Raw genomic sequence first — 26175 nt, forward strand, 5'->3', positions numbered from 1 at the left:
TTTGAAATGCCAGCCTGGGAGACAGTATCTGGCTCCCGGGCGTCCGTTCAGCACCAACACCTTCCGCCCGACTCCCTCCCCGGTACACCAGACCGAACCCGCAAACTACACCTGCAATCTTCTTATCACACACTCTGTCAAACGTCCAACACTCTCCTGCACCTCCCGGATCTCCTCCGCCGAAATCCCATCTTTATGAAATCCCCCGGTACAAATAACTCTCCTGTTCAATTCTCCGGAAACTTTCTCCGCCATCCATCTGCAGATCACCTCATCCTTATGCCCCGGAAAATTCAAAACCGAAGAAGTCGCACTCACCGAACCATCCCCTGACAGAGACACCCTCGGTTCCGTCTGCACCACACACCCCAGATGCGGTCGCTCCCCGCCCTGCAGGCAAAGAAGCACATCCTCACCGATCAATGCAGCACTGACCTCCAACTGACATCCCGCAGCCACCATACATTCCGTCACAATCCATTCCATCTACGATACTCCTTCGCTTCAATCCCAAACGGCTCCAGAAGCTTCGCCGCAATATGATATACCATATCATCAATACTTTCCGGCTTATGATAAAACGTCATCATCGGCGGAATGATCCGCACCCCCGGGAGCATGGAAAGCTCATAAAGATTCCGGAGATGGATCCCGCTTAACGGCGTTTCCCTGGCAGCCAGCACCAGCGTTCTCTGCTCCTTGATCGTCACATCTGCCGCACGCAGGATCAGATTATCCGCATAGCCGCTGTGGATACCCGCAATCGTCTTCATGCTGCAGGGTACGATCAGCATTCCCTCTGTTTTAAAAGAACCACTGGCCGGTTTTGCCCCAATTTCCTCCGGTGCACATACATGATCAGCCAGTCGTTTCACATCATTCACTTCCAGTTCCGTCTCCTGCCGAAGAGTCAGTTCTGCACTGGAACTCATGATCAGATAAGACTCAAAATCCGGATCCTCCCGGATAATCTCCAGACATTTTACAAGGAGCGGCAGGCCACTTGCACCTGTCGCACCGACTACAATTCTCTTTTTCATTTTTTCAGCCATTTCTCCGGATCCAGTTCCATAAAACGCGCTCTGTGGAAATGATCTTTCAGATCATAAGGTACCGTACAGTCAAAAATCGTTTTGCATGCAATTCCATGATCCCGGATACTTGGAGAAAATGCCGGATCATTGGACGGATCCAGCGGATGGCATCGAACACCCGGAATGGTGATCACATCCACATCCCCCTGGAACCTTGTGTTCATTGCCCAGAGAACATCATTCATGTCAAAGCAGTCCACATCTTCATCTACGAGGAATACATTTTTCAGCTCACTGAACGCGGAAAAGGCAAGAAGTGCAGCCTGACGCTGTCTGCCCTCATCACTTGGAGAAAGTTTCTTAAACTGAAGAACAGCCATATATTTTCCACCGCCGGCACTGCTGCAATATACATTCTGAAGTCTTCCCGGCATCGCCTTCTCCACCATTCCATAGATACTAGCCTCTGTAGGAATTCCTGCCATGGAAACATGTTCTTCACTTGGTCCGATACAGGTCTGCATGATCGGTTTCTCCCGATGCGTTACCGCAGTTACCTTGATCAGCCAGCACTGGTCACTTGCAGGACCAGTATATCCCGGAAACTCCGGCATCGCATAGCCGGTATTGCTGTTCTGATCTTCCTTTACACGTACTCCAGGGATCACTTCTCCCTCGATCACATATTCCGCATTTGCAATAGCACGCTCATTTACCGTCACACATTTACAAAGCTCCACCGGTTCTCCACGCAAAGCCCCTGCCACAGAAAGCTCATCATATCCCAGCGGTGTTGTAGGCGGCTCAAAGCAGGAACCGATCTCAATGGCGGGATCAACTCCGATACTGATAGAGATCGGAAGCTTCTGTCCCAGTTCCTCAGCACGCTCCGCCATTGCTCCGATATGTCTGGCCCCAGGTGTAAAGAAAATCGAAAGCTCATCTTTTCCCTGAATACAGAGACGGTGAATCGTCACATCATGTACACCAGTATCCGGATGTGTGGCATAACACATACCAAGTGTAATGTACGGTCCAGCATCATCCGGTGTATTGGTCGGTGCCGGAACCAGCTTGTACAGATCAAAATCCGGATCTGTTGCTTTATGGATCACCTGCTGACACGGTGCATCCCCTTCAAAATCTATCGGTGGAACAGGATTCTCCACACTTTTACAAAGCATCTTTCCAAGATTTTCCGGCTGGGTATCAAGTAAAGCAGCAACTCTTTTCCTGCTTGCGAGAAGACCGATGGCTACTTTTGCATCCGGATGTCCTTTCACATGATTAAAGATCATGGCCGGTCCCTCTTTTGTAGGACGCTTTACTGTTCCACCGGCTCCTACATAACGGTATACACCTGCAAGCTCTGCCATCGGATCTACTTCCACATCTGTTTCGATCAGCTGATCCGGCATCCGTTCCAGAAGTGCCAGGGCACTTCTTAAATCTCTTACTTTCTCTGCCATAAAAACCTCCTGCATTCTCTTTATTTCCTGATGTTATTTTATCTCTTTTTCACGTGGTCAATCAATTCTTTCTATGGTATAATTGTTTCCAATATGGAATGATTCGGTTAAAAATCAATATCCTATGAAAGGCAGGTGTTATCATGACTCTCGAACAGATCGACTATTTTATCTGCACGGTCCAGTCCCGGACTTTTTTTGATGCAGCGGAAACCATGCATATCTCCCAGTCCTCTCTTTCCAAACAGATCATGAAACTGGAAAAAGAACTGGACCTCACCTTATGGGATCGTAGTAAACGGACTGCTGTGCTTACTCCTGCAGGGGAATTTTTTTATAAAGAAGCACTTAAGATTTCCAGACAGTATCATCGTTCCATGGAATCAGTGTCCCATTTTAAGGACTGTGAATCCCAGACCCTTCATATCGGAACCCTTCCTTTTCTCTCCCAGTACCATCTCACTTCTGTGATCCACAGTTTCTGTGCCGCACATCCGGAGCTTTCTTTCTCTCTGAAGGAGGTGGAAGATCAGGATCTTCTCTCCGGCCTCGAAAAAAATCTTTTCGATCTGATTTTTGTACGGAAGCACATGCTGGATCTGAAACTTTATACTTTTCACGTTCTCACAGAAGACCGGTTGGTTGCCGTACTTCCCAAAAATCATCCTTCTGCGTCCAAAAAAACGGTCTCTCTTACTGAACTGAAAAGGGAAATTTTTATCCTGATGCCCCCACACACTTCCATTTACCGTTTCTGCATGCAAAGTTTTCATGATGCAGGGATCCATCCTCAGATCCTGCGTACTGCCCGTGCAGAATCCATCGTCAGCGCAGTGGAAATTGGTGAAGGAATCAGTCTTCTTACAGAAAGCAGCTTTCAGCTTTTCCGTCAGCCTTCTCTTGCTGCAGTCCCGATTAACGGACTGGAAAAATTATCCGTTGGAGTTGCCCATAAAAAAAATATGGCTCTCACATCTTCCGCAGAATGTTTTCTGCAGTATGTGAAAAGCCATATATAAAATATTTTTTCTATAATCCAAGCATCATTCCCACACCATGTACAACAAATGCAACGATCCATGCAGTGGCACACTGCATCAGTGCAATACCTGCTGCGGCCCTTACGGTTCCCATCTCTCTCCGCACAGTTGCAATAGCTGCAACACAAGGTGTATAGAGCAAAGTAAAGATCAAAAATACATAAGCAGTAAACGGAGTAAACAAAGTCTGAAGCAATGCCGTCTTTCCGCCCAGAAGAACTGTCAGCGTTGACACAACACTCTCTTTTGCCATAAAGCCGGTAATCAATGCTGTGGATACTCTCCAGTCACCAAAGCCCAGTGGGGCAAAAAGTGGTGCCACAATACTTCCGATCTTTGCCAGAAGGCTCTGATCTGCACTGGAAACCAGATGCAGGCCTGCATCAAAGTTCTGCAGGAACCATACGATCAGCGTTGCCGCAAAAATAATGGTAAATGCTTTCTGAATGAAACCCTTTGCTTTCTCCCAGATCAGCTGTCCCACGCTTTTTGCAGAGGGAAGACGATAGTTTGGGAGCTCCATGACAAATGGTACCGGCTCACCTTTATATTTGGTTTTCTTCAGGATCAGCGCATACAGAATACCACAAAGGATACCTGCAAAATAAAGACTGATCATCACAACGCCTCTCCACTGTTTCGGGAAAAAAGCACTGGTAAGAAGTCCGTAAATTGGAAGCTTGGCACTGCAGCTCATAAAAGGAGTCAGCAAAATCGTCATCTTCCGGTCACGTTCACTGGACAGTGTTCTTGTTGCCATAATAGCAGGTACGGAACATCCAAATCCGATCAGCATCGGCACAAAACTTCTTCCGGAAAGTCCGATCTTTCGAAGAAGTTTGTCCATAACAAAAGCCACCCTGGCCATATATCCGGTATCTTCCAGAATTGACAGGAAAAAAAACAAAGTAACAATGGTGGGAAGAAATCCAATTACACTTCCGATACCACTTAAAATTCCATCTACAACCAGGGACTGCAGTACTGAGCTGACACCTGCTGCTGCCAGTCCCTTGCCGATAAGAGCAATTACCCAGTCCACAGCCATGGTCATTCCATCCGAAAGCCAGGCTCCCAGATAATTAAACGTCATCACAAATACAAAAGCCATAATTCCCACGAAACAGGGAATCGCTGTATATTTTCCGGTGAGGATACGATCTATGGCTACACTTCGTTTATGTTCCCGGCTTTCTGCCGGTTTTACCACAGTTTTTTCACAGAGCTTTTCAATAAAATCAAAGCGCATGTTCGCAAGCGCTGCCTCACGGTCCAGGCCCCCATCTTTTTCCATGACATGTACCAGCTCACCAAGGACCTTTTTTTCCCCTTCAGGCAAAGCCAGACGTTCTTCGATGAGCGGATCTTTCTCCACGATCTTTGTAGCTGCAAAACGCACAGGGAGTCCTGCTTTTTTTGCATAGGGTTCGATCAGATGAACGGTTGCATGGATACATCTGTGAAGCGCACCTACCGGATCCTTCGGTGACTGATTGTCCGTACAGAAATCAATTCTTCCCGGTGCTTCTCTATATCTTGCAACATGAATCGCATGATCGATCAGCTCATCGATTCCCTCATTCTTTACTGCTGAGATTGGAACAACCGGTATACCCAGGATCTCCTCCAACTCATTGATCCGGACAGAGCCTCCATTTGCCCTTACCTCATCCATCATATTTAACGCCAGCACCATTGGAATTCCGAGTTCCATCAGCTGCATGGTAAGATAAAGATTTCTTTCAATATTGGAAGCATCTACTATATTAATGATTCCTGTAGGTTTCTCATTCAGCAGAAAATCCCTTGTTACGATCTCCTCGCTGGAATACGGAGAAAGTGAATAAATTCCGGGAAGATCCGTCACTGTCGCCTCCGGATGTCTCCGGATACTGCCTTCTTTCTTGTCAACAGTTACACCTGGAAAGTTTCCAACATGCTGATTGGAACCAGTCAGCTGATTAAAAAGTGTTGTCTTTCCACAGTTCTGATTACCTGCCAGGGCAAACGTGATCGGTTCTCCCTTGGGGATCGTGTCCCCAATCCGGTTCTTACGGTAATCACGGGCCTTTCCAAGCTCTCCAACGCCAGGATGGGCAATTGGCTGATGCCGTTCGCTCTCTTTCTTCGTTTCTGTCATCGATTCGATCCCAACGATCTCAATCTTTGCAGCTTCTGCCAGCCGCAATGTCAGCTCATATCCACGCAGCACAAGCTGTACCGGATCTCCCATAGGAGCGGTTTTACGAAGGGACACCTCTGTCCCTGGTGTAAGCCCCATGTCCAGAAGATGATGTCTCAGCTCCCCCTCGCCACGAACACTGATAATTCTGCCACATTCTCCAGTCTTTAATTTGTCCAGTGTCATATCGTCACCTCATCATAAGTACAATTTATATGGTAATACAGCTGTCTGTATTATCCACTAGTATAAATGTAACACACTTCAAGTTGTTTGACAATAACTGATTAATCTGATAAGTTTTATATAAATAACATTAATTTATGAGTTATTTATCATTAACATTTTTATTTTTTCTCATTTTAATTTAATTTAAATTTAACAGACAAGAAACTGTATCTTTTCAGCAAACATCTTCTAACATATTCTCCTCACTAAAAAAGCACAAACGACATATTACCTGTCGTCTGTGCTCTCTTATTACTTTGAATTTGTTTCAAAAAATTCTTACTCACCAATCAGCCAGTTATACATCTCTTCATACTGACGTGCGGAATTATTCCAGGAGAAATCTGCTGCCATTGCACGATCTACCAGTTTATTCCATTCACGCTTCTTATCATAATATACACTCTCTGCATAACGGATCGTAGCAAGCATTTCATGTGCATTGTAATTCACGAAGGAAAATCCTGTTCCTGTTCCCTCGAATTCATTGTATGGAATAACCGTATCCTTCAGACCGCCGGTTTCTCTGACGATCGGAAGAGTTCCATAACGAAGGCTCATCAGCTGACTTAAGCCACATGGCTCAAACAGTGACGGCATCAGGAATGCGTCAGATGCTGCATAAATTCTGTGAGACATTGCCTCATCATAGTAAATCTGTGCAGATACCTTGCCGTGATATTTCCAGTCAAAGTGACGGAACATATTCTCATAGCGTTCTTCACCGGTACCGAGGACAACGATCTGAACCGCATCCTGGCAAAGCTCATCCATGATGTAAGCGATCAGATCGAATCCTTTCTGATCTGTCAGGCGGGATACGATACCGATCATCATGGCCTTTGGATCCTGCTCAAGTCCGAGATCTTTCTGAAGCTGGATCTTATTCTTGATCTTTTCCTTGCGGAAATTCTTCGCATTGTAGTTTCTGGTGATGTTTGGATCTGTCTCCGGATTGAATTCATTGTAATCAATACCATTTACAATACCTCGCAGGCTGTTGGCCCTTGCATTGAGAAGACCATCCAGCTTTTCACCGTAGAATGGTGTTTTGATCTCCTCTGCGTAAGTATTACTTACTGTGGTGATCGCATCTGCAAATACTATACCGCCCTTCAGGAAGTTGGCATCCTTATACGCCTCCAGTTTATCCGGTGCAAAATAGTAATCAGAAAGCCCTGTAATATCCTTAACAGTCTTAACATCCCATACACCCTGGAATTTCAGGTTATGTATTGTCATAACAGTCTTGATTCCACGGAAGAATTCATTCTGCTGGAAAGAATCATGAAGGTAAACCGGAACAAGTCCTGTCTGCCAGTCATGACAGTGAATGATATCCGGTCTGAATCCGATCACCGGAAGAACTGATAACACAGCTTTGGAAAAGAAAGCAAATTTCTCAAGATCCCACGGTGCGCTGTCATATGGTTTCGGACCGCTGAAATAATATTCATTGTCAATGAAGTAGAACTGGATCCCATCATACTGCATCTGCATGATTCCCACATAGCAGTTCTTGAATCCAAGATCCATATAAAAATGGGTCACATACTCCATTTTATCTTTCCATTCCTGTTTCATGCAGGCATATTTCGGTAAGATCACGCGGATATCAAAATATTTTTTGTCAAAGCACTTAGGCAGTGAGCCGGCAACATCAGCAAGTCCTCCTGTTTTGATAAAAGGTACTGCTTCTGATGTAGCAAACAGAATTTTTTTCATCTGTATTCCCCTCCCTGGGTACACCCGTTTTTATTTATGATTATACTCCAAAATTCCTCTAATTTAAAGACCGATTTTTATATTCCAGTCTGATTTTATCGGCAATCAGTGCTATGAATTCTGAATTCGTGGGTTTCCCTTTTCCGGTGCTTACGGTATATCCAAACAATTCATCGATGGTATCCATCTTTCCGCGGCTCCATGCCACCTCGATCGCATGGCGTATCGCCCGCTCCACCCTGCTTGGCGTTGTCTGATGGCGTTTCGCAATGGTTGGATATAAAACTTTGGTGATGGAATTGAGCATTTCCATGTCATTGACAGACAGGATGATCGCATCCCTTAAATATTGATATCCCTTGATATGTGCCGGAACTCCGATCTCATGAATGATATTCGTCACATCGGTTTCCAGATTCCTCTCCGGCTGAGGTTTTTTGGTTTCTGTGATACCTGGCCTTGGAATCTCCCGCACTCTTCTTTCCCCGATTTTCCGGATATGTTTGATCCGGTTTAAAAGTGTGGTGTTGTCAAAAGGCTTCAACACATAGTAGTCTGCTCCAAGACTGAATGCATCCTCTGTAATCCTTTCCTGTCCAACTGCGGATAATACGATAAACACTGGAACTTTTTTGACATTTGCGTCATGGGAAAATTTCTCCATAACGGAAAGGCCGTCCATCTTCGGCATAATGATGTCGAGAATCACAACATCCGGCTCCTTATCTTTGATTATGTTACAGATTTCTTCTCCGTTGTGTGCTTTTCCGACCAGTTCAAGGTCTTTATCTTCTTCGATCATCTGACCGAGCATGTCTGTCATTTTCGCGTTATCATCAGCAATTGCAACATTTAATTTGTCCATGAGGACCCTCCTAACTTCTCTCTCCTTGGGTTTCCAGACATACCCCCTGTCACCACGGCAGTAACCGACACTGTTAGCTGCCTGCGCTTTCCCCTTGCTGGCGGCAAAATTATTATAGTGGAAATCCTATGGTAAAATCAAGATAAAAGTAGTTATTTTACCTCACTTTCGTACGATATTTTTCGACATTTTTTCTCTTTTATATCACAAAATTCACTAAAATACTGACGTTTCCTTCTGTATCCGGCATTTTTTTCCATATAAAAAAGAGGCACTTTTCCTGGATTTTTCCGTGTTTTTCTGTGCCTCTTTCCAAAGTTTCCGATTATGCATTACCTGTCATATTTTCTATAAAAATCCCATACCCTCCGGTAGAATCCTGCACAAATACATGAGTCACGGCACCAAAGAGTTTTCCATTCTGGAGCACCGGGCTTCCGGACATTCCCTGAACGATCCCGCCGGTTTTTTCCAGGAGTTCTTTGTCTGTGATCCGGATCACGAAGCTTTTGTTGGAGTCCTCATGGTTCATATCGATCCTGGTGATCTCTGCGGCATATTCTTTTACTTCGCCATCTGTACAGCAGAGAATGGACGCAGGTCCGGTTTTCAGATCCTGTTTGTAGCCTATGGGGATTTTTTTCAGATCCAGATTTTTCATCCGCCAGGCATCCATGATCCCAAAAATGCCATTTTTACTGTTTTCCGAAATTTCTCCCAGGATATTATCGGCGTCGTATCGGATCAGCCCGGAAAGTTCTCCCGGATTTCCTTTTTCTCCTTTCCGGATTCCCAGAATCTGGGCATCATAAAGATTTCCGTCTGCAATACTTAAAAGTTCACCTGTGTCCACATCGCTGATCCCATGACCAAGTGCGCCGAATCTTCCATCTTCATCCACATAGGTTAACGTTCCGATTCCCTGTGTATCATCCCGCACCCAGATTCCCAGTTTGTATTTGCCTTCTTTATCTTTTACCGGAGTCAGAGACAGAGGAATCGTCTCTTTTCCCCTGCGGACTTTCAACATCACAGAATCTCCGTCAAGAGCAGCCAGATCCTCCATAAGATCCTGCTTGCACTGGATCCTGTTCTGATCAAAAGCCACAATATAATCTCCCGGCTTTACAATGTCCCGGGCAGGTTCTTCCGTCTCACCACTTTCTGAGAGGATCTCACCTGTGTCAATGATCAGGACACCTTTGGTCTGCATATAGATGCCCACTGCGTCTCCGCTTACGTATACTTCTTTTGCAGTTGTATGTTTTACTTTCACATCCTTAAAAGGAATCACTCCAAAAACTCTGCAGTGCAAAGTATAGCTGTCTTTCCCCGAGACTGTAATGGCATCATCAAAACTGACAAAAGGGCGCTCAAGAAGGCCTGCCACCTCCCGGCTGTTCTCATGATCTACCAGGATCTGATCCGGAATCTTCCGATCCAGAAGCCGATAGCCCAGCCATCCCATCAGCATCAGATCCAGAGCAAGAAATGCCAGGATCAGATAGCGGTACTTCCTTTTTCTGTTCATCATACGTCACATCCTTTGTATTTTTTTAACAAGGGGCTATTCGCAATCCACATTCGGTTAAAAAAGAGGACTGACCTTTCGGCCGTCCTCTCTTAGTATGTAACGTATGATTTATTTCAGTCTTGTATTTTTTTGTTGCTGTGCCAATTCCTTCATTTCTCTCGCATTTCCAAGAACAGCCGGCGTGATCTCTGCGCCGCCCAGGAGTCTTGCAAGCTCTCGGACGGATTCCTCTCCTTCAAGAGGATGGATCTGAGTGATGGTCTCTGTTCCCTCCACATGTTTCTCAATCTCAAAATGGGTATCTGCCATTGCCGCGATCTGCGGAAGATGGGTGATACAAAGCACCTGTCTGTGCTGTCCGATCACTGCCATTTTTTCGGATACTTTCTGCGCGGTACGGCCGCTGATTCCTGTATCGATCTCATCGAAGATCAGCGTATCGATCTGGTCCTTATCTGCAAGGATCGCTTTGATGGCAAGCATGATCCTGGAAAGCTCACCACCGGATACGATCTGCCCCAGCGGTTTTCTGCTTTCACCTGGGTTTGTGGAAATCTCATATTCTACCGCATCATAACCATTATCTGTATAATTTTTCCTGCGGTCAAAACGGATAGAAAAATCCACATCCGCAAAATTCAGCTCCTTCAATCCATCGATGATTTTTTCATCCAGCTGTTTACTGTATTCTTTCCGGATTTCTGAAAGTTCATGCGAAGCTTCTTCAAGAATCTTTTCTGACTGTACAAGTTTTTCTTTCAGAAACTGGAAATTTTCTTCAAATTTTTGAAGTTTTTCCAGTTTTTCCTGCTGTTCTTTCTGATAAGACAAAATTTCCGGGATCGTCTGTCCGTATTTTGCCTTCAGGCTGTTGATCAGATCCAGACGTTTTTCTGTTTCAAAAAAAGTTTCTTCGTCAAAAGTAAGACTGTCCATATAAGAGGACAGATCCCGGCAGAAGTCGCTGAGAAGAGAATCGATTTCTCCGAGAGCTTCCTGCAAAGGCGCAAGTTCCTTATCGTAATCCACAATTCTTGAAAACTCTTTCAGAGCGTTTCCGGTCATGTCCGCAGCGCCCTGTTCATATCCGGTCATCCCATGGACCATCTGTGCGGTTTCCATGATCCTTCTGGCATTGCTCAATTTCCGGTATCGGTCTTCCAGCGTTTCGTCCTCGCCCGGAATAAGAGCTGCTTCTTCAATCTCATTGATCTCAAATTCCAGAAAGGCCTTTTCCCTGTTACGCTGTTCCTCATCCATATCCAGCGCTTTCAGCTGATCCATGCAGGCCCGATACTCCCGGTAAGCTTCCCGGACTTTCTCCCTGGCTGGAAGGATCCGTTCTTTTCCGTATACGTCCAGAATCGACAGCTGGCGATCCCCGTAAAGAAGGGACTGATGTTCATGCTGCCCGTGAATGTCCAGAAGGCAGGCTGCTGCTGCTTTCATCTGGCTGACTGTGCTTGTCTCTCCGTTGATCTTGTTGATACTTCTGCCATCCATGATCTTACGGGACATCAGAACCTGTCCGTCCTCCGGATAGATGTCAAGCGCCGCAAGGGACTCTCTGGCTTTCGTATTTTCAACCTGAAATAACAGCTCTACCAAAGCATAAGAAGCATTTTCGCGGATCATGCTTCTGGAAGTTTTTCCGCCCAGGATGAGCTGTATGGATCCTAACAGGATGGATTTTCCGGCTCCGGTCTCACCGGTCAGGATATTTAATCCCGGTCCGAATTCCACCTCTGTTTCCTCTATCAGTGCAAGATTTTTTACATGCAGATGTACTAACATTGGTTTCCTTTCTGGTATAAAGCGTTTGCATATTCTGTCATTTTATTTTCCACGGGATAAGATCCCGCCAAGCTTCTGTACTACTCCAGGTGCCTGTTCGGAAGTTTTTACCACACACATGATAGTGTCATCTCCGGCAATACATCCCAGGATCTCCGGCCATTTCATTGCATCAAGAGCCGCAGCCGCAGCCATTGCCATTCCCGGAATCGTTTTTATCACTACGATATTCTGTCCGATATTCATGGAGATCACTGCGTCTTTCAGGACTCTGGAATATTTGTCACTTAACACATCCGGTGTGTGTTCTTCCAGAATTGCATATCTGGATTTTCCATTGCTGCCTGCAACTTTTGTCATCTTCAGAGCACGGATGTCTCTGGATACGGTAGCCTGTGTAACCTTGAAACCGGCCTCATTCAGTCTTGCCGCAAGTTCTTCCTGTGTATCAATCTCGTACTGACGGATCAGTTCGATAATTTTTTCATGTCTTGCTACTTTCAAAATTGAACCTCCTGCATCAGCTGTTGCTCATTTTCTGTCTCAGAACCTCCACAAAACTCAGATGGTTCAGCTTGAGGATCTTTGTCCTGACTGTGGCTTTCCGGATGACGATCCTGTCACCGGTGACCATGGATATCTGGGTATCCCCGTCAAAAGATGCCACCGCTTTCTCAATGGTATTATGTCTTCCCTCGCCGATCTCCACAGTAACTGCCTCTTCCCCGGAAAGAATGATACTTCGGGTATTCATAGTATGAGGCGCAATAGGTGTCATGATCATCATACTGGCACTCGGGGAAACCACAGGTCCTCCTGCCGACAGGCTGTAGCCGGTGGAACCGGTTGGCGTGGAGATGATGATTCCATCCGCATTGTAGGAATTCATATATGAATCATTGACATAATTCTTAAAACGGATCACACGGAGATGTCCTTCTCTTCCGATCACAATGTCGTTTAAGGCAATATCCTTTCCGACAAGTTCATCTCCCCGATAGATCTTCCCCTCCAGCATCATCCGCTCTTCCAGCTCATAATCATCTGTCAGAAGTCTGTCCAGTGCCGGATATACGGAATTTTTATCCACCTCTGCAAGAAATCCCAAAGTACCCAGATTGATTCCGAGAAGAGGGATATCCAGATGTACCACGTCCCTTGCAGCCTGCAGAAGTGTCCCGTCTCCGCCCAGTACGATAATGCACTGTGTATCCTCGGGAATCCCGTCCGGATCTGTATAATGGTATGGTCCTTCCATTTTTTCGGTGATCTTCTGCACATGGCACCTGGCGCCGTGTTCTTCCAGATAGTCGATGATCATATTGGAAAATGTCAGTTCCGGATCCTTGGCACTGTTTGGAATTATATAAAATCTGTCCATATTGCTTCAGTCCTTTCCAAACATCAGTCCAGCTGGCCGTGTGCTTCCTTTACCACATCCTCTACGGATATGTCAAGACTCATGGGAACTTCTGTTCCTTCCGGATGTTTTTTCAGATGAAGGAGGTATTCAATATTTCCCTCCGGTCCCTTGATCGGGGAAAAGGAAAGATGACAGGGTTCCATGGAAATACTCATGGCATAATCTCTGACTTTCTCAATGACTTCCTCATGAACTTTCGGATCACGGACAACACCTTTCTTTCCAACTTTTTCTCTGCCTGCCTCAAACTGCGGTTTGATAAGACATACGATCTCTCCATCTTCTGTGAGAAGATTTCTTACAGGAAGAAGAACTTTTGTCAGGGAAATAAAAGAAACATCTATCGAAGAAAATGCTGCCGGTCCTTCCAGATCTTCCGGTACTACATAACGGATGTTTGTCTTTTCCATACATACAACTCTTGGATCATTTCGGAGTTTCCAGTCCAGCTGGCCGTATCCCACATCAATAGAATAAACTTTAACCGCTCCGTTCTGAAGCATACAGTCTGTGAATCCACCTGTAGATGCTCCTACATCCATACATACTTTATCTTTCAGCGTTACACCGAAATTTTTCATGGCCTTCTCCAGTTTCAGTCCGCCTCTGCTGACATAGGGAAGGGTTTTTCCTCTTACCTCCAGCTTGGCAGTTTCCGCAAACATAGAACCTGCCTTGTCCTCTTTCTGACCATTGACATATACTTCCCCGGCCATGATATAAGCTTTTGCTTTTTCCCTTGACGGTGCAAGTCCCTGTTCCACCATCATGATATCCAGTCTTTTTTTCATGTTATCCTCCAACAGCCCGGCTCTTTATGTGCCGGGCTGTAAAATGCCCTGCAAGTCCTTTTCCCTGCAAAGGCTGTCTCTTTTATTTTCTGTTATTCCCAATATCTTCCCAGCTCTGTTCTACAGCATCCAGGACTGCCTGTACATTCAAACCAGTTTTCATCCGCTGACTGTCCACAGTTCCGTGTTCAATAAAGTGATCCGGTATTGCCAGAGGAAGCACTCTAACTTCCGGATGACAGGCCTCCATATAAGCAGATACATGTTCTCCGAATCCACCGCTTTTTACATTCTCCTCCACAGTGACCAAAAGACTGTGGTTCTGTGAAAGCCGGTCAAGAAGGCTGGTATCCAGCGGCTTTACAAAACGTACATTGACAAATGTAGATCTTGCGATTCCGTGATCTCTTATCTCCCTACAGACTTTCTGACAGACAGAAACCATACTTCCGACACCGAGAACAGCGATCTCACTGCCCGGAGTGATCACTTCGCTTCTGCCCCTCTTAAGTGGTTCATCATGCTCTTCCATATCTGTACATGCCGTTCCCTTCGGATAACGGATCGCACAGGGACCATCCAGCTCTTCTACTGCAAATTTCAGCATCTCTTCTAGTTCTTTCCCATTCTTGGGAGCCATAACAGTCATATTGGGAATCATAGACAGATAGGAAAGGTCAAAGCATCCATGATGTGTTTCTCCGTCCGCCCCCACAAAGCCTGCCCTGTCAATAGCAAAGATCACATGAAGGTTCTGCATGCATACATCGTGGAGGATCTGATCGATTCCTCTCTGCAAAAACGAAGAATAGACCGCAAAAACCGGGATCATTCCTCCAAGAGCCAGCCCTGCCGCAAAGGTTACCGCATGCTCTTCCGCAATCCCCACGTCAAAAAAACGCTCCGGGAATTTCTTCCGGAACCGGTTCAGTCCGGTCCCATCGGGCATGGCAGCCGTAATGGCAACTACTTTCCGGTTCTTCTCTGCCACAGAACATATTGCGCTGGAAAAACAGTCCGTATATGTGGGCGCTGTTTTTTCTGCAAGAGGTCTGCCGCTTTTGATCTCAAAAGGACCGGTTCCATGAAAACGCTCCGGATGGGAAGATGCCGGTCCATAACCTCTGCCCTTTTCCGTAAGGACATGGACAACCACCGGTCCCTCCACTCTTTTTGCCTCATTAAAAAGCTTCATCATCTGACGCATATTATGGCCGTCTACCGGTCCAAGATAAGTCAGACCCATATTTTCAAAAAGCATTCCGGGAATGATCAGCTGCTTAATACTGCTCTTGGTTTTGCGGACCGTATCCACCACGGCAGTTCCAACATGTGGAATTTTTTTGAGCGTTTTTGTCACGCCGATTTTCATTCCCGTGTAAGTCTCCGCTGTACGCAGGGCACTTAAATAGGTGGACATTCCTCCTACATTCTTGGAAATGGACATGTTGTTATCATTGATGATGATAATAAAATTCGTCTTCAGCTCAGCTGCATTGTTTAATGCTTCATATGCCATTCCGCCGGTAAGCGCACCATCTCCGATGACAGAAACCACATGGTGTTTCTCTCCCCGCAGATCTCTGGCACGGACATAACCAAGTCCTGCGGAAATGGAATTGGAACTGTGTCCGGTATCAAAAGAATCACAGTCACTTTCATTTCTCTTCGGGAAGCCACTTAAGCCTCCCTCTTTACGAAGATCCTTAAAGCCATCTTTCCTGCCTGTAAGAATCTTATGCGTATAAGCCTGATGTCCCACATCCCAGATCAGTTTATCCTGTGGAAAATCAAGCACATTATGCAGAGCAAGGGTCAGCTCCACCACACCCAGATTGGATGCCAGATGGCCGCCTGTCTCACTTACACTCTGGATCAAAAAGCTCCTGATTTCCTCGGCAAGGCGCGGAAAATCCTCCAATGAAACTTTATGAATATCATTTGGCTTTTTAATTTTTTCCAGAATCATTCGTAACCTTCCTTTATTCCTTCTATTTCCTGCGGCTGATAAGACTTTCCACAAGAAGATCCAGAAATTCGTTCTTCCTGTCAAGACTGTTTAAAAGCTCTACCGCATGTTCAGAAAGTTCTTTAACCTTGCCGGCTGCTGCCGGGGCTCCCATGAGGCTTACATAGGTAACCTTATTGTTCTTCTCATCACTGTGGATCGGTTTTCCCAGTTCCTCCTGGGTACTGGTCACATCAAGGATATCATCCTGGATCTGAAAAGCCAGCCCGATGTTCTCTGCAGCCTGCTCCACAACTTCAAGTTCTTCCTCCGATGCCCCTGCCAGCACGGCGCCGGTCATCATAGAAGCCTCGATCAGTGCGGAGGTCTTGTTCTTGTAAATATAATCCAGCATCTCACGTTCCAGAGGTTTGCCGTCATTCTCCACATCCACACTCTGTCCTCCAAGCATACCGTTAATGCCTGTCTTATCTGCCATGATCCGCATGGCAGCTATCACACGTTCTTTATCTTCAGTCAGGTCGAAAGCGGAAATCATCACCTCATAGGCTCTGTTTAAAAGTGCCACGCCGCTTAAAACGCCCATGGCCTCTCCATATACCTTATGTGTAGTCAGCCTTCCCCTCCGATAATCATCATTATCCAATGCCGGAAGATCATCGTGGATCAGCGAATGTGTATGGATCATCTCCATCGCCGCCATAAAGGGCTCACAGAGCACACCCTCTCCTCCAAACAGACGATAGGTTTCCCGGATCAGGATCGGGCGAAGTCTCTTTCCGCCTGCCGTCATACTGTAATTCATGGCCTCTGCCATGGTTTTCGCAAAACCGGATTCTTCCGGAAGATATTTCCGGATCACGCGTTCCGCTTCTTCTGTTCTTTTTTTCAGTTCTTCATTAAAATTCACGAAATGTCCCATCCTCATTCATCTGAAGCATCTTTTTTTCTACAGTGTCCAGTCTTCCGTTCAGATCCTTAAGAAGCTCCATTCCCTGTCTGTAGAGACGGAAAGACTCTTCCAGAGGGGTATCTTTATCCTCAAGCTTCCGGGCAAGCTGATCAAGCTCCCCAAAAGTTTCTTCTATGGATCTCTCTTCTTTCTTTTCTTCTGTCTCTGCCATTATCGCTCTTCCTTCCTGATGCGATCCGCAACTGCTTCTATAACTCCGTCGGTTACTGCAATGGAAATCCTGTCACCCTTTTTTATCTGGCTGATCTCTGTCACTGCATGTCCTCCTTCGTCGGACACGAAGGCATATCCTCCATTTAACTTTCTTAATGGGGAAAGCCCTTCAAAACGCTGGATCCATATTGCCAGTTCATGTCTTTTCTCTGTAAGCTTCTGTTCCATGAAAGAACGCAGACGTTCCTCCATATCTGATGCATACTGGCGTTTTTCCCGCAGCATGGACTCCGGACTCAGATACTGAAATCTGGTCTCATAGGACTTAAGTCTTGCAGAAAAAAGAGCTGTCTTACTGTTCATGGCACGCTGCAGACGATCTCCGTACATACGGAAATTCTCCAGGACACTGCGAAAATCATCTACTGCCAGCTCTGCTGCAGCTGATGGTGTAGGTGCCCGTAAGTCTGCCACAAAATCCGCAATGGTAAAATCCGTCTCATGTCCCACTGCCGAAATCACAGGTGTTCTGCACTCAAAAATAGCACGGGCCACGCTCTCCTCGTTAAAAGCCCAGAGATCTTCAATAGAGCCACCTCCACGGCCAACGATGATCACGTCCACCCCTGCTTCATCCAGCATCCGGATTCCCTTCACAATACTCTGTGCCGCTCCTTCTCCCTGCACAAGTGCCGGGTAGAGGATCACCTGCAGATACGGATTCCTTCTGCCTGCAATATTGCGGATATCCTGTACTGCCGCACCGGTAGGTGCTGTCACCACGCCAAGAGTATGGATAAAATGAGGAATAGGCTGCTTATATTCCTGGGCAAACATTCCCATATCCTCAAGCTCCTGTTTCAGTGCCAGATACCGCTCATAGAGAGCACCGGCGCCCTCCAGTGTGATTTCTTTCGCATAGAGCTGATAACGCCCGTCTCTCTCATATACGTCTACAGCACCACCTACAACTACCTTATCTCCGTCCTTCATGCGAAAAGCAAGGCCACGACGATGCCCCGCAAACATCACACAGCTTAATGTACCTGTTTCATCCTTCAGGGAAAAATAGATATGCCCGCTGGTATGATATTTACAATTGGATACTTCTCCCTTTACATAGACTTTACGGAGAAAGTAATCCTGAGTAAACATATTCTTGACATAATGGTTTACCTGGCCGACAGAATAGACGTTTCTCATGCGTTCTCTTCTGGGGTTTCTGCTGCTTTCTCTTCTGTGTCAGCAGTCTCCTCCTCGTTTTTCTTCTCTTCCTTTTCGGATGCGATCTTTCCAAGGACTCCGTTTACAAAAGAACCGGAAGCATCTCCGCCAAATCTCTTGGCAAGTTCTACCGCTTCATTGATCGCTACTCCTGTCGGTACATCCTCATCATATTCCATCTCATATACTGCCAGACGAAGTGCCGCGAGATCCACACGGCTCATACGTTTGGTCTTCCAGCCACGGCTCGCACTGTTCAGCTGTGCATCGATCTCTTCCAGATGCTCCTTCACATGTGCATACTTTTTCTTCATATATTCCTGGTCCTGCTCTGAAAGTTCTCCAAGACCCTCAAAATAAAGAGAGAGCTGTTCTGTCATCTCTTCTTCTGAATTAAACTCTGTCATAAACATAAGTTTAAATACATGTTCTCTCTGTTCTCTTCTTCTCATAATTTCCTCCTAAGACGGAAAAAAGGAAAGGTTTACTTTCCTTTTTCGTTCTCCATATCCACGCTGGCAATATGAATATTTACATCTGCAACCTCAAGTCCTGTCATATTCTCGATAGCGGATTTCACTTTCTCCTGAACCTTCTTGCTTGTCTCAAGAATGTTTCTGCCATACTCGATATTCAGTGACAGATCCACGGTAACGACGCCTTCCAGAATGGTTACTCTCACACCCTTGGACAGGTTCTTCTTTCCAAGTTTACTTACCAGCTCATTGGTGATATTTCCTGCCATGGAAGCAACTCCATCCACGTCTGTTGCCGCAAGTCCTGCAACGATCGCAACAACCTCATCTGCAATGTGGACTTCACCGATTCCGCCCAGATCCTGTATCTTATATGTTGTTCTTTTTTCTGCCATGGGAAACCCTCCTACGGATATAATATTTTTGTTCGTAATTTTATACTATTATACCAAAAAATGTTATGAAATAAAAGGGCTTATTTACTGAATTCTGTCAGTACCAGATCCGGGTTTCTGTCCTCAACCATACCAACGCTCCATGCATTGACAAAGAGAAGCAGCGGATTTCCCTTAAGATCTGTGACTTTCTTCATATCTGAAGTTCCCACGATCTTGTCTACTTTCACAGCTTCCTTGTTGGCGATCCAGCGGATATGCTCATATGGAAGTGTTTCAAGGCGGATATCTACATTATACTCATTCTCCAGACGATATTTCAGGACATCAAACTGAAGGACACCTACAACGCCCACGATGATCTCTTCCATACCGGTATTAAACTCCTGGAATATCTGGATTGCACCTTCCTGAGCGATCTGGTTGATACCTTTTACAAACTGTTTTCTCTTCATGGTATCGATCTGACGTACACGTGCAAAATGCTCCGGTGCGAAAGTCGGGATTCCTTCAAAAGCAAATTTCTTTCCAGGCGTACAGATCGTATCTCCAATGGAAAAGATACCCGGATCAAAGACACCGATGATATCACCTGCATAAGCCTCGTCCACAACATGGCGGGATTCCGCCATCATCTGCTGCGGCTGAAGAAGGCGCATTTTCTTGTCACCCTGAACATGATAAACTTCCTTGGTCGCGTCAAACTTGCCGGAACAGATCCTCATAAATGCGATACGGTCTCTGTGAGCCTTGTTCATATTTGCCTGGATCTTAAATACAAAGGCTGAAAAATCATCGCTCATCGGATCTATCGGTCCGCAGTCAGCAGTTCTCGGAAGCGGAGAGGTGGTCATCTTCAGGAAATGCTCCAGGAATGTCTCCACACCGAAGTTAGTAAGAGCGGAACCGAAAAATACCGGTGTCAGCTGTCCTTTGCTGACTTCTTCCTGGGAAAACTCCGCACTTGCGCCATCCAGAAGCTCAATTTCTTCCATCAGCTGCTCTTTCTGCTCCGGATCCATGATCTCATCTGCATGCGGATCATCAATATCGATCTCTTCGATCACACCTTCCTTGGTACCTTTTTGTGTATCGGAGAAGGTAAGGATCTTCTTTGTATTACGGTCAAAAACTCCTCGGAATTTCTTACCGGAACCAATCGGCCAGTTGATCGGACAAGTAGCAATACCAAGCTCTTTTTCGATCTCATCCAGAAGATCAAACGTATCATTTGCATCTCGGTCCATCTTATTGATAAAAGTAAAGATCGGGATGTGTCTCATAACACAGACTTTAAAAAGTTTACGTGTCTGTGCCTCAACACCTTTGGAACCATCGATGACCATGACTGCGGAATCCGCTGCCATCAGTGTACGGTAAGTATCCTCGGAGAAATCCTGATGTCCCGGTGTATCCAGAATGTTGATACAATATCCGTCATAATGGAACTGAAGTACGGAAGAGGTGACGGAAATACCTCGCTCCTTCTCGATCTCCATCCAGTCTGATACTGCATGGCGGGCCGTAGCCTTACCTTTTACGCTTCCGGCCAGATTGATGGCCCCTCCATACAGCAGAAATTTTTCTGTCAATGTTGTTTTACCGGCATCCGGATGGGAGATGATGGCAAAAGTTCTTCTTTTTTCTATTTCTTTCGTATACTTCGACACGTGAGCCTCCTGTATATTCTCTGATATCTCTATTTTACTATAACCTTACCTATTCTAGTATAGACAAGGCTTTGCTGTCAAGGCAATTCAGTCGTAAATTCCCTCTGTATCAATGGTAGGATCATTCTGAGCACCTGCTGCTGTCTCTTTGTCCTCTGATCCTGAATCTGCAGGATCACTTTCTGCTGATGCAGCGGTATCCTGCGCTTCATTGCCCTCACTCCCCGCTGTATCTTTTGTGTCTGTGGCATTTTCCGCACCTGCTGCGTCCGCTGCTGTATCCGGGGCATCTGATGTATTATCATCTGCCGCTTCTTTACTCTGGCTCAGAGGCGTGATCACAATACTCTCTGCTGCCACACCGGTTTTCCGTTTTACAATATCCTCGATCTGTGCACGTTTTACATCTTCAAGATCCGCATCCGGCACTACCACATCCGCAGTTTCTCCCGTCAGATTTACGATCACATTCTCAAAGCCCTTCGCTTCCAGAAGAAGTTCTGCTGCCGACTCTTTTTCTGTAAGATCTGTCATGGAAACCATGGTATTGATGGCATTCTGTTTTTCTTCATCGCTGATATCCTTATTGCTGATGATCGCCTGCAGGTCCGCCTTGTTCTGAGAGCGCACCTGTTCTCTGCTGATTTTCGCCTGCGCCGCAAAATCCGACGCACCGGTAAGTACGGCTTCGCCCGGAGATGCGGTATCCATCACCTCCGACTGGGTTGTGCCATCTGCCCCGTTCTCATCCAGAAGGGCTGTTTCATCGGTCAGGTCATAATTCACATCGTCCAGGATACTGCTGCTGTCGGTGCTTGCCTCCTTATCTTTAAATCCCAGATCCACATCTGCGAAATTCAGATACCCGGCCACCGCGATCAAAATGGCCAGCGAGGTGATGATTACCTGGTTTTTCTTCATGATCTTTTTCACTTCTACTCTCCTCATTTCATTTTCATTACTCTAATTTTATGGGCGTCAATCTGAAATAATGCCATAATTGCCTGCTGAATATTCTGAACTGTCACTGCGCTGCCCGCCCCCTGGGCAGCCACCAGCACGCCGGTCACTTCATTTTTGCTGCTTATGGAAAAACCATCCGTATTTCCTTCATCTCCGGTCATAATGATCACTTCCACCTCTCCGACTCCTTCCACGTTGGAAAGCAGTTCCTCCAGGCGGCTCTCCAGTCTTGTTTTTTCAGACACCTGGGTATTCGCATTCTTACTGCTTTTCTGGGTTACCGGAAGCCCTGCCACCAGCAGAAGTATCCCCAGAAGAAGTACTATTCCCCACTCCTTCCACCCCATCGCCAGGATCCAGGATCTGATACTGATCTTTTCCGAGTCCGCAGATCCTTTCACACCCATCTTGTACCGCCTCCTTCTGCTTTTCCGTGATCTTCTCAGAAAACCTTATGATCACCCGGAGATTTTTCTCCATATCCACTTCAATTTCCCCACAAAAAATCTTCTGTTCATTTAAGATCTCCTCCACCTGTTTTTTCAGCTCACTTTCGTAAGCTTCCTTCAGAAAGGTTTCCCGGATCCCCTGCGCTTCCGCTTCCATCCGCTCCTGTTCTTCCTGGCTGTAATTTTTCCGGAATCCCTCCAGAAGTTCCTGACTTTTTCCTACAACAGCAAAAACAGGCGTGCAGATAAGAAGTATCAGGAGAAGGCCCATAAACAGACGGACATACTGTTCATACCGTTTATCCGGCAGAATATGCAGGATCGCCGTAGTAAGCACATGAAAAAAAGCCAGATCTTTCATCCACTGATAGATTTCCTGCCGCATGATCAGATTCCCCCTGCCATCAATATCAGAAATGTCAACATACATAAAACTTCTGCTGTAAACAGGATCCGCATCAGAAGAGCGCACCCTTCTCCCATGGTACTGAATACTTCCACAAGCCGTTTATCAGACACCGGCTGTGCCACTGCCGCCAGAAACCTGTATACAAGAGACAGCAGTCCGTAGCGGATCACGGGGCCGGCTCCGACCACCAGAAATACAAGAAGAAACACCACACCCAGACTGTTTCTTACAAGAACTGCTGTCGTAAGCACCAGTTCTGTCACTGCATTGACCGCATTACCTACCCCCGGAAGCGTACCGGCAGTTTTTCCGATGGCACTTCTTTTCAGAGAATCCATCACTGGAGTCACCAGTCCCCGCACTACCTGCAGTCCTGCAACAACCCCCAGCAGCGTCCGAAGGCCCCAGGAAATCAAAGTTTCGATCAGTTCTGCCATCTTTCCCAGCATCTCTTCCCTGGAAAGATGATTCACAAACTTAAGAAGTATATACAAGCTGACTCCAGGAAGCAAAACACTTTCCAGTATCCACTGAAACAGCCACACCAGAAGAAGTACTCCCTGATAAAAAACAGCAGCCGTAGATGCTCCGGATGCAGCAGCCACTGCCATAAAGTACACCGGCGACAGCTCTTTCATAAATTCCGTGATCCACCGCAGTATGGAAAGCAGTGATGCACTTAAGCCGGAAAAGCTGTTCATCAGCAAAGTAAAAACAAGAAGATACACAACATAAAAACTGATCTCACCGATCTGTCCGTTGTCAAAAGCACCTGCAAATCCGGAAAAAACTGCCGCGAATAAGAGAAGAAGCAGCAGTTTTACGATCAGGCTTTTTTCTTTTTCAAGGCTGGAAAAAAGGAGACTGTGCAGAAATTCCCGCACACTCTCCTCCGAAAGCACTTCTTCACCGGACAATAACCTGTGGAAAGCTTCTGTAACAGAAAAGCTGTTCTCACCAAGCATTTCATCCACCATGGACTGCAGATCTGTAAGTTCCAGCTGATCTGTGAGCTGTTTTTCCTGGGAATTGTCTATGGATGCAGAACCTTCTGAGTCTGCCTGTCGGACCGCATCCGCTTCTGTTGTTTCTCCTGATACCGGCTGTGCAAAAACACAAACACCATTTACACCAGTATCCATCCGCTCCGGCCACTGTATCAATCCCGTGCATATCATTACCAGGACCACGATCCTGGCTTTCCACCAGACCTTCGCTCTTCTTTTTTCTTCTGATCCCCTCTTCTGATCTGTTTCTTTTTTTTTCATACAAGAAATCCCTGTATCGTATCCAGAAGTGCCAGCAGTACCGGCATACTCAGAACCATCACAGACAATCTGCAAAACAGATCGATCTGTGCCCCTGTGGAAGCATACCCGGCATCTTTACATATACCAGATGAAAATTGTCCGATATAGGTAATTCCGATCATTTTTAACAAGGTAGTGATGTAACTTCCGTCAACCGGAAGACATTCTTTCAGTTTTTCAAGAGACTGAAAAAGATATCCGATCTTTCCTGCCGCCAGGCCCAGGATCATCAGACCGATTCCCACAGTAATCAGACTTGTATATTCAGGAGCCCGTGATTTCAGAAGGATCCCCAGAAGAACACCCACTGTTCCCAAAATGGAAATTCTTAAAATATCCACGTTTTTTACCTCCTTTAAAGAACAAAAAGCTGCTGGATATTTTCAAAGAGTTCATAGATATACGGTACGATCCAGAACAGCACGATCAGAAGTCCTGAAAGACTTACGAGAAATGCCTGTTCTTCCCTTCCGCTGTGCTTCAGGATCTGAGAAAGAACAGAGACCAGAATCCCTACTGCCCCAATCTTAAATATGATACTGACCTCCAAAAACTCCCTCCTTTTTCTTCAATAAGCCCGTCCCATCTTCACTGTTCAGACAAAACCTCTATATCAAAAGCACCGCCAGAAGCAGTCCTCCCAGAATTCCCAGACTCCGGTACAATCTCTTTTTTACGGAGGCCTCTTCTTTTAACCGGGAAATCTCCTCTTCCAGGTTTTCCTCATATAGAGAAAGCTGTTTCATCTGCATTTCCAGATCCAGATAACCAAGATGCTCTCCCAAAGAAAAAAAAGCGTCCTTTTCCCCGGAGGTAAGGCAGCTTTTTTTCAGGGATGTTTCTGCACATTCCCTGCATATCTGTGAGAGCGTTTCTCCTGTTCCAGACTTCATCCTGTCTGCAGCACTTATGAGAAATTCCCTGTATTTTCCATCCATTCTTCCGGCAACTCCGTAAAAAGCATCCGGCAGAGACATATTTCCGCAACGGATCTCTCCTTTCAGGAAGATTCCCATCCGCAGCAGCATCTCAAGCGTATATATTCTCTCCGAAAGCTTCATACTTCCGGAAAATCCCATTCCGGTCCCTGCCGCCACGAGCAGAATGCATCCTACAATTCTGTACATAGGCATTTTCCGTTTCCATCATAAATTCCCTCTACAATTCCCGCACGGTCATGTTTTCCAAGAAAAATATATCTTTGAAAAACCCGCGCTTCCCACAACTTCTGAAAAAACGGCTGAGACAACGTTTCTTCCACAGAATCACCGTGAGCAGTGGCGATCAGACGACAGCCACAGTGGATCACCGCTTCCACTGCCTTGAAATCTTCTTCCTTTCCAAGCTCATCCACAGCAACCACAACCGGTGACATGGACCGGATCAGCATCTGCATGCCCTCTGCTTTCGGACAGCCGTCCAGGATGTCTGTCCGCATTCCAAGATCATTCTGCGGAATTCCCTGATAACATCCTGCAAGTTCACTTCGCTCATCTACCACCCCTACTGTCACACCGGAAATATCTCCCCAACCATTACTCATCTGGCGGATGATATCCCGAAGAAGCGTAGTCTTCCCACATCTGGGCGGGGAAACGATCAATGTGTGCATAATCTGCTCTCGTGTCTGGATATAAGGCATCACGCCTCCGGCACATCCCTGGATCTCATGAGCCAGCCGCACATTGATGCAGGAAATGTATTTCATTCCCCGGACCCGGTTTCCGTCCAGGATCACTTTTCCGGTAACTCCTACACGATGTCCGCCCTGTACACTCAAAAATCCCTGACGTATTTCGTCTTCATAAGCGTACAGAGAATAACCACTGACATATTCCAGTGTCTCCTTCAGATCCTCCCGTGTCACCAGATAAGGCTCTGTGTCTTTCTGCCGCAGAAAACATTCTCCCCCGTCATAGGTAAGAAACAGAGGTCTTCCCACCCGGAGACGTATCTCATATAATTTATCATAATCAAGGTCTGCATCCACCAACAGCTGGCGGACATTGCTGGCAAACAGGTTCTGAATCTGGTTTGCGTCCATTTTTTCACCTCTTACACTTAAATATATTGCGGACATGCAGGATTTAGTACCCTTT

27 protein-coding genes are annotated in these 26175 nt (G+C 46.1%); 1 reads left to right on the forward strand and 26 read right to left on the reverse strand.

All coding sequences use genetic code 11. The annotated features are described in order from the left end of the window. Positions 1 to 105 precede the first annotated feature (105 nt). Genes G5B12_RS01315 through G5B12_RS01325 form a run of 3 tightly spaced genes read right to left on the reverse strand, consistent with a single transcriptional unit; the run spans position 106 to position 2503 of the window. Positions 106 to 486: a prenylated flavin chaperone LpdD gene (locus G5B12_RS01315; RefSeq protein WP_021976845.1), complete on the reverse strand. Its 381-nt coding sequence runs from the start codon at positions 484 to 486 to the stop codon at positions 106 to 108. Then, a complete protein-coding gene (locus G5B12_RS01320) occupies positions 471 to 1040 on the reverse strand; it encodes a UbiX family flavin prenyltransferase (protein WP_174087621.1) in 570 nt (189 codons plus the stop codon). The genes G5B12_RS01315 and G5B12_RS01320 overlap by 16 nt, the downstream gene beginning before the upstream one ends. Next, entirely contained in the window at positions 1037 to 2503 is a 1467-nt protein-coding gene (locus G5B12_RS01325; protein ID WP_118063034.1) for a UbiD family decarboxylase, read from the reverse strand. Before G5B12_RS01325 ends, G5B12_RS01320 begins: the two co-directional genes overlap by 4 nt. A gap of 143 nt (positions 2504 to 2646) precedes the next feature. On the opposite strand from G5B12_RS01325, the gene G5B12_RS01330 reads away from it, so the two are divergent. Next, the gene (locus G5B12_RS01330) at positions 2647 to 3522 is read left to right on the forward strand and encodes a LysR family transcriptional regulator (RefSeq protein ID WP_021976842.1); all 876 of its coding nucleotides are present in this window, start codon (positions 2647 to 2649) and stop codon (positions 3520 to 3522) included. Positions 3523 to 3532: 10 nt separating this feature from the next. On the opposite strand, the gene feoB is transcribed toward G5B12_RS01330, so the two are convergent. The 23 genes from feoB to spoIIIAA all read right to left on the reverse strand — a co-directional run bounded on the left by feoB (position 3533) and on the right by spoIIIAA (position 26120). After that, positions 3533 to 5911: a ferrous iron transport protein B gene (gene feoB / locus G5B12_RS01335; protein WP_021976841.1), complete on the reverse strand. Its 2379-nt coding sequence runs from the start codon at positions 5909 to 5911 to the stop codon at positions 3533 to 3535. A gap of 321 nt (positions 5912 to 6232) precedes the next feature. Next, positions 6233 to 7678 carry a glycogen synthase GlgA gene (gene glgA, locus G5B12_RS01340; protein WP_119248070.1) on the reverse strand — a complete coding sequence of 482 codons (1446 nt, stop codon included), beginning with the start codon at positions 7676 to 7678 and terminating at the stop codon, positions 6233 to 6235. A 58-nt stretch (positions 7679 to 7736) separates the two neighbouring features. Continuing rightward, positions 7737 to 8543 carry a sporulation transcription factor Spo0A gene (gene spo0A, locus G5B12_RS01345; protein ID WP_118063038.1) on the reverse strand — a complete coding sequence of 269 codons (807 nt, stop codon included), beginning with the start codon at positions 8541 to 8543 and terminating at the stop codon, positions 7737 to 7739. 325 nt (positions 8544 to 8868) lie between these two features. Next, the gene (spoIVB, locus tag G5B12_RS01350; RefSeq protein WP_021976837.1) at positions 8869 to 10077 is read right to left on the reverse strand and encodes a SpoIVB peptidase; all 1209 of its coding nucleotides are present in this window, start codon (positions 10075 to 10077) and stop codon (positions 8869 to 8871) included. Positions 10078 to 10185: 108 nt separating this feature from the next. After that, complete coding sequence (gene recN / locus G5B12_RS01355) at positions 10186 to 11871, reverse strand: DNA repair protein RecN (RefSeq protein WP_174087622.1); 1686 nt, start codon at positions 11869 to 11871, stop codon at positions 10186 to 10188. 42 nt (positions 11872 to 11913) lie between these two features. Next, positions 11914 to 12375 (reverse strand): arginine repressor, encoded by a 462-nt coding sequence (gene argR, locus G5B12_RS01360; RefSeq protein ID WP_174087623.1) that lies wholly within the window; start codon positions 12373 to 12375, stop codon positions 11914 to 11916. Between the two features lie 16 nt (positions 12376 to 12391). Then, positions 12392 to 13252, reverse strand: a complete 861-nt coding sequence (locus G5B12_RS01365; RefSeq protein WP_021976834.1) for an NAD(+)/NADH kinase — start codon at positions 13250 to 13252, stop codon at positions 12392 to 12394. 23 nt (positions 13253 to 13275) lie between these two features. Beyond that, on the reverse strand, positions 13276 to 14085 hold the full coding sequence (locus G5B12_RS01370; protein ID WP_021976833.1) for a TlyA family RNA methyltransferase: 810 nt from the start codon (positions 14083 to 14085) through the stop codon (positions 13276 to 13278). A gap of 82 nt (positions 14086 to 14167) precedes the next feature. Beyond that, entirely contained in the window at positions 14168 to 16054 is a 1887-nt protein-coding gene (dxs, locus tag G5B12_RS01375) for a 1-deoxy-D-xylulose-5-phosphate synthase (RefSeq protein ID WP_021976832.1), read from the reverse strand. Positions 16055 to 16076: 22 nt separating this feature from the next. Then, positions 16077 to 16964, reverse strand: a complete 888-nt coding sequence (locus tag G5B12_RS01380) for a polyprenyl synthetase family protein (RefSeq protein WP_118063044.1) — start codon at positions 16962 to 16964, stop codon at positions 16077 to 16079. Beyond that, positions 16954 to 17178, reverse strand: a complete 225-nt coding sequence (gene xseB, locus G5B12_RS01385) for an exodeoxyribonuclease VII small subunit (protein WP_021976830.1) — start codon at positions 17176 to 17178, stop codon at positions 16954 to 16956. Before xseB ends, G5B12_RS01380 begins: the two co-directional genes overlap by 11 nt. Beyond that, positions 17178 to 18383 (reverse strand): exodeoxyribonuclease VII large subunit, encoded by a 1206-nt coding sequence (xseA, locus tag G5B12_RS01390; protein ID WP_021976829.1) that lies wholly within the window; start codon positions 18381 to 18383, stop codon positions 17178 to 17180. The genes xseB and xseA overlap by 1 nt, the downstream gene beginning before the upstream one ends. Further along, positions 18380 to 18856 (reverse strand): transcription antitermination factor NusB, encoded by a 477-nt coding sequence (gene nusB / locus G5B12_RS01395; RefSeq protein ID WP_021976828.1) that lies wholly within the window; start codon positions 18854 to 18856, stop codon positions 18380 to 18382. Before nusB ends, xseA begins: the two co-directional genes overlap by 4 nt. 32 nt (positions 18857 to 18888) lie before the next feature. Continuing rightward, positions 18889 to 19275, reverse strand: coding sequence for an Asp23/Gls24 family envelope stress response protein (locus G5B12_RS01400; protein WP_015524453.1), 387 nt, complete (start codon positions 19273 to 19275; stop codon positions 18889 to 18891). 80 nt (positions 19276 to 19355) lie between these two features. After that, the gene (locus tag G5B12_RS01405) at positions 19356 to 20945 is read right to left on the reverse strand and encodes a peptide chain release factor 3 (RefSeq protein ID WP_021976827.1); all 1590 of its coding nucleotides are present in this window, start codon (positions 20943 to 20945) and stop codon (positions 19356 to 19358) included. 87 nt (positions 20946 to 21032) lie between these two features. Further along, positions 21033 to 21878, reverse strand: a complete 846-nt coding sequence (locus G5B12_RS01410) for a SpoIIIAH-like family protein (protein ID WP_021976826.1) — start codon at positions 21876 to 21878, stop codon at positions 21033 to 21035. An 11-nt stretch (positions 21879 to 21889) separates the two neighbouring features. After that, positions 21890 to 22255, reverse strand: coding sequence for a hypothetical protein (locus tag G5B12_RS01415; protein ID WP_243003873.1), 366 nt, complete (start codon positions 22253 to 22255; stop codon positions 21890 to 21892). After that, the gene (locus G5B12_RS01420) at positions 22170 to 22787 is read right to left on the reverse strand and encodes a stage III sporulation protein AF (protein ID WP_118071579.1); all 618 of its coding nucleotides are present in this window, start codon (positions 22785 to 22787) and stop codon (positions 22170 to 22172) included. Before G5B12_RS01420 ends, G5B12_RS01415 begins: the two co-directional genes overlap by 86 nt. Continuing rightward, on the reverse strand, positions 22745 to 24034 hold the full coding sequence (locus G5B12_RS01425; RefSeq protein ID WP_244096016.1) for a stage III sporulation protein AE: 1290 nt from the start codon (positions 24032 to 24034) through the stop codon (positions 22745 to 22747). Before G5B12_RS01425 ends, G5B12_RS01420 begins: the two co-directional genes overlap by 43 nt. Next, positions 24031 to 24417, reverse strand: coding sequence for a SpoIIIAC/SpoIIIAD family protein (locus G5B12_RS17965; RefSeq protein WP_021976822.1), 387 nt, complete (start codon positions 24415 to 24417; stop codon positions 24031 to 24033). The genes G5B12_RS01425 and G5B12_RS17965 overlap by 4 nt, the downstream gene beginning before the upstream one ends. 14 nt (positions 24418 to 24431) lie before the next feature. Continuing rightward, positions 24432 to 24626 (reverse strand): stage III sporulation protein AC, encoded by a 195-nt coding sequence (gene spoIIIAC / locus G5B12_RS01435; protein ID WP_021976821.1) that lies wholly within the window; start codon positions 24624 to 24626, stop codon positions 24432 to 24434. 58 nt (positions 24627 to 24684) lie between these two features. Then, complete coding sequence (locus G5B12_RS01440) at positions 24685 to 25203, reverse strand: stage III sporulation protein AB (RefSeq protein ID WP_021976820.1); 519 nt, start codon at positions 25201 to 25203, stop codon at positions 24685 to 24687. Further along, a complete protein-coding gene (gene spoIIIAA / locus G5B12_RS01445) occupies positions 25188 to 26120 on the reverse strand; it encodes a stage III sporulation protein AA (RefSeq protein ID WP_021976819.1) in 933 nt (310 codons plus the stop codon). Before spoIIIAA ends, G5B12_RS01440 begins: the two co-directional genes overlap by 16 nt. Positions 26121 to 26175 lie beyond the last annotated feature (55 nt).

The sequence above is a fragment of the Blautia sp. MSK.20.85 genome, from assembly GCF_013317245.1.
In the GTDB taxonomy this organism is placed as follows: domain Bacteria; phylum Bacillota; class Clostridia; order Lachnospirales; family Lachnospiraceae; genus Blautia_A.

Excerpts from the sequence above, each read along its gene's own strand:
- xseA (WP_021976829.1), bottom strand. The coding sequence starts at position 18,383 with ATGAGAAACGTCTATTCTGTCGGCCAGGTAAACCATTATGTCAAGAAT.
- G5B12_RS01365 (WP_021976834.1), bottom strand. The coding sequence starts at position 13,252 with ATGGACAGATTTTATATAATTCCAAACAGTGCCAAGGATCCGGAACTG.
- spoIVB (WP_021976837.1), bottom strand. The coding sequence starts at position 10,077 with ATGATGAACAGAAAAAGGAAGTACCGCTATCTGATCCTGGCATTTCTT.
- G5B12_RS01400 (WP_015524453.1), bottom strand. The coding sequence starts at position 19,275 with ATGGCAGAAAAAAGAACAACATATAAGATACAGGATCTGGGCGGAATC.
- glgA (WP_119248070.1), bottom strand. The coding sequence starts at position 7,678 with ATGAAAAAAATTCTGTTTGCTACATCAGAAGCAGTACCTTTTATCAAA.
- G5B12_RS01370 (WP_021976833.1), bottom strand. The coding sequence starts at position 14,085 with ATGAAAAAAAGACTGGATATCATGATGGTGGAACAGGGACTTGCACCG.
- G5B12_RS01440 (WP_021976820.1), bottom strand. The coding sequence starts at position 25,203 with ATGTACAGAATTGTAGGATGCATTCTGCTCGTGGCGGCAGGGACCGGA.
- nusB (WP_021976828.1), bottom strand. The coding sequence starts at position 18,856 with ATGAGAAGAAGAGAACAGAGAGAACATGTATTTAAACTTATGTTTATG.
- G5B12_RS01320 (WP_174087621.1), bottom strand. The coding sequence starts at position 1,040 with ATGAAAAAGAGAATTGTAGTCGGTGCGACAGGTGCAAGTGGCCTGCCG.
- G5B12_RS01330 (WP_021976842.1), top strand. The coding sequence starts at position 2,647 with ATGACTCTCGAACAGATCGACTATTTTATCTGCACGGTCCAGTCCCGG.
- G5B12_RS01420 (WP_118071579.1), bottom strand. The coding sequence starts at position 22,787 with ATGTATGTTGACATTTCTGATATTGATGGCAGGGGGAATCTGATCATG.
- dxs (WP_021976832.1), bottom strand. The coding sequence starts at position 16,054 with ATGATTCTGGAAAAAATTAAAAAGCCAAATGATATTCATAAAGTTTCA.
- G5B12_RS01315 (WP_021976845.1), bottom strand. The coding sequence starts at position 486 with ATGGAATGGATTGTGACGGAATGTATGGTGGCTGCGGGATGTCAGTTG.
- xseB (WP_021976830.1), bottom strand. The coding sequence starts at position 17,178 with ATGGCAGAGACAGAAGAAAAGAAAGAAGAGAGATCCATAGAAGAAACT.
- spo0A (WP_118063038.1), bottom strand. The coding sequence starts at position 8,543 with ATGGACAAATTAAATGTTGCAATTGCTGATGATAACGCGAAAATGACA.
- G5B12_RS01425 (WP_244096016.1), bottom strand. The coding sequence starts at position 24,034 with ATGAAAAAAAAAGAAACAGATCAGAAGAGGGGATCAGAAGAAAAAAGA.
- spoIIIAA (WP_021976819.1), bottom strand. The coding sequence starts at position 26,120 with ATGGACGCAAACCAGATTCAGAACCTGTTTGCCAGCAATGTCCGCCAG.
- G5B12_RS01415 (WP_243003873.1), bottom strand. The coding sequence starts at position 22,255 with ATGGGGTGGAAGGAGTGGGGAATAGTACTTCTTCTGGGGATACTTCTG.
- recN (WP_174087622.1), bottom strand. The coding sequence starts at position 11,871 with ATGTTAGTACATCTGCATGTAAAAAATCTTGCACTGATAGAGGAAACA.
- G5B12_RS01325 (WP_118063034.1), bottom strand. The coding sequence starts at position 2,503 with ATGGCAGAGAAAGTAAGAGATTTAAGAAGTGCCCTGGCACTTCTGGAA.
- feoB (WP_021976841.1), bottom strand. The coding sequence starts at position 5,911 with ATGACACTGGACAAATTAAAGACTGGAGAATGTGGCAGAATTATCAGT.